Genomic DNA, 2,139 nt, shown 5'->3' on the forward strand with positions numbered 1-2,139 from the left:
GGGCCATGGTACTCCACGACTGGGCCGACCCGCAGCAATTGAATGCGGAGTAAGCAAAGAAGGGGACGCTCCATAGTTGCGCACTGGTACGCATCTTCGTGTTCGGTGCTGATCACCACGGCCGAGGCGATCGCGCTCTCGCTCTAGAAGCATCGGGGCGGGCCGCCGGACGACTGGCGGAGCCGCTGAATTCCTGAGCGCTCGCGTCACCTCGGGGCGGCGGCATCTTCTGCAACTCGACCCTGTACGTCTCCACACGACGGAACCCTGATCAGGGTGCTCACACACGCGCGGGCGATGGTGAAACCGGATCGAGCGCCCCCAACGGCTTGAAGCGCGCGTGCCGCGGTGGAGGTGATCAGGCGAGTCGTCCGGCACATCCTCTGGGTGAAATGTTCGAGTTCGTCGCGACAAGGGAAGCCATAAGGGACCGTGGTGGGGCACGATGCTGGCCATGCTGCCCGGTAACTCATATCGCCGGCCGATACGGCATAGGGCGGAAGTCCCCGCCCTGAAGGGTTCAGCGCTGCAAATAGAATCCTCGCTTACCAACCCTCCCCACTGTTCCGGTCGGCTCGCTGCTGCGCCAGCCCGGATAGCGACAGCACGGTGCCCTTTACGCAAAAACGGATGCGCAATGATTCTGCGGTCAGCTACGCCACCTCGGCAGTGGCAACCTCATAGCTCGCGCCGCCACCGAGGTAGCCCACATCCGCTCCAGCGGATCGAGAAGCGCAGCCATCAGCGCCAGCGAGTTGCCGACCATGCCTCCTCCTGGATCGCTCACCTCCTGGGCAAGGAGATGCGCCAGCGCGATCAGCCCCTTAATTGGGTAGGTCTTTCGGCCCTTGACCTTAATGCGACCGGAGGGTGGATTGTAAAACACGCGCGCCTCCACGCAGAAGCGTCCGGCCCCGAGCTGCTCATGCTGGAGGCCTCGCTCATCGAGGAGCATCCGAAACCGCTCAGTTGCCTGTTCGGCCCGCCGGCCCTGTAACCGTGATGAGGGTGGGCGAGGCCCACGCTTCCAGACAGCAGGCTTCGCTGCCGGACGTGAATTGCTCAGGGCCACACCTTCTCGAAGCATCCCGGTCCGCCGCAAGACGTCCTTGAAAGCCTCAACACCCTGTCCGAGCTCGGCCGGACTGAGGCCACCGACACGCCCATCCAGCGAGATCTCACCATGCTCGCTCAGGCCCACCTTTGCCGCCCAGAGACCGTCCTCTGTAAGCCGGCAGCGCAAGCCGCTGGCTTGGAGCTCCCGCGCCAGCTTCGGCAGGTCAACCCGAACAGGACTTCCGCCTTCGCTCGAAACCAGGATCTGCGCCGGGTCGCGACCACGCGGCGTACTCGCGGCCGAAGGCGTATGGATGGTGTGGTCCGGGCTGCTGATCATAGGCCACGCGTGCATCGGGCTACTCCGCCGCGGTCAGCACGGGCACGTCGAGAACTCCCACGTGCACGAGGGTTTGGCGCAGCGCAACGAGGCCGCGGCCGGGCAGGGTTGGCCCGTCGATGGGTCGGACCCGGCCGGACGTTGGATGGTACAAAACGCACCCCTCGACAATCCAGCAGCCCGGCCGTAGCCGCTGGAACTCAATCATCTCGGCTTCACAGGCGGCGATGAACTCCTGGACGGCGGCTTGAGCGGGGCGGCCCCGCAGTTCACGCGGCGCTATGCGCCGGGGCGGGCGCGAGGCGGTCTCCTTCACCTTCGCCGCCGCCGACGGCGGTGGTTCTGGGTCCAGCGTCACCCCGGCCCGGAGCAGATCGAGCAGCCGCCGCAGCTGTTGCTCGCCCGCCCCGCTGTCCACCGTCACGCGTCCATCTACGTGGATGCAGACCCGGCCTATGTACAGCTTGTCCGCCCACAGCGCACAGCGTACGCCCAGGGCGCTGAGGCACTCCGCTACCCCGGCTATGTCGACAACGGTGCTGCTGCCGGTGGTGTCAGTCTCGGTGTAGTCCAGCATGATCTCACTCCCTGTGTGATACAGGGGAGGGCGGGTATGACCTCTGGCGCAGTTTGTGCTGCCCGACTGAGCGAGTGACGCCTTGAGGTGATCAGGCGAGTCGTTCGGCACATTCTCTGGGTGGCAATGTTCGAGTTCGTCGCGACAAAGAAAGCCATGGCGGACC

General features: G+C 65.3%; 2 protein-coding genes. Both read right to left on the reverse strand.

Annotated elements, in window-relative coordinates:
* Positions 1–649: 649 nt before the first annotated feature.
* Positions 650–1,396, reverse strand: coding sequence for a hypothetical protein (locus ACJ8AT_RS33070; protein ID WP_407741945.1), 747 nt, complete (start codon positions 1,394–1,396; stop codon positions 650–652).
* A 19-nt stretch (positions 1,397–1,415) separates the two neighbouring features.
* Positions 1,416–1,973: a hypothetical protein gene (locus ACJ8AT_RS33075; protein WP_407741946.1), complete on the reverse strand. Its 558-nt coding sequence runs from the start codon at positions 1,971–1,973 to the stop codon at positions 1,416–1,418.
* Between the last annotated feature and the right edge of the window lie 166 nt (positions 1,974–2,139).

Origin of the sequence: Hyalangium sp., from assembly GCF_045802625.1 — a bacterium.
Lineage (GTDB): Bacteria > Myxococcota > Myxococcia > Myxococcales > Myxococcaceae > Hyalangium.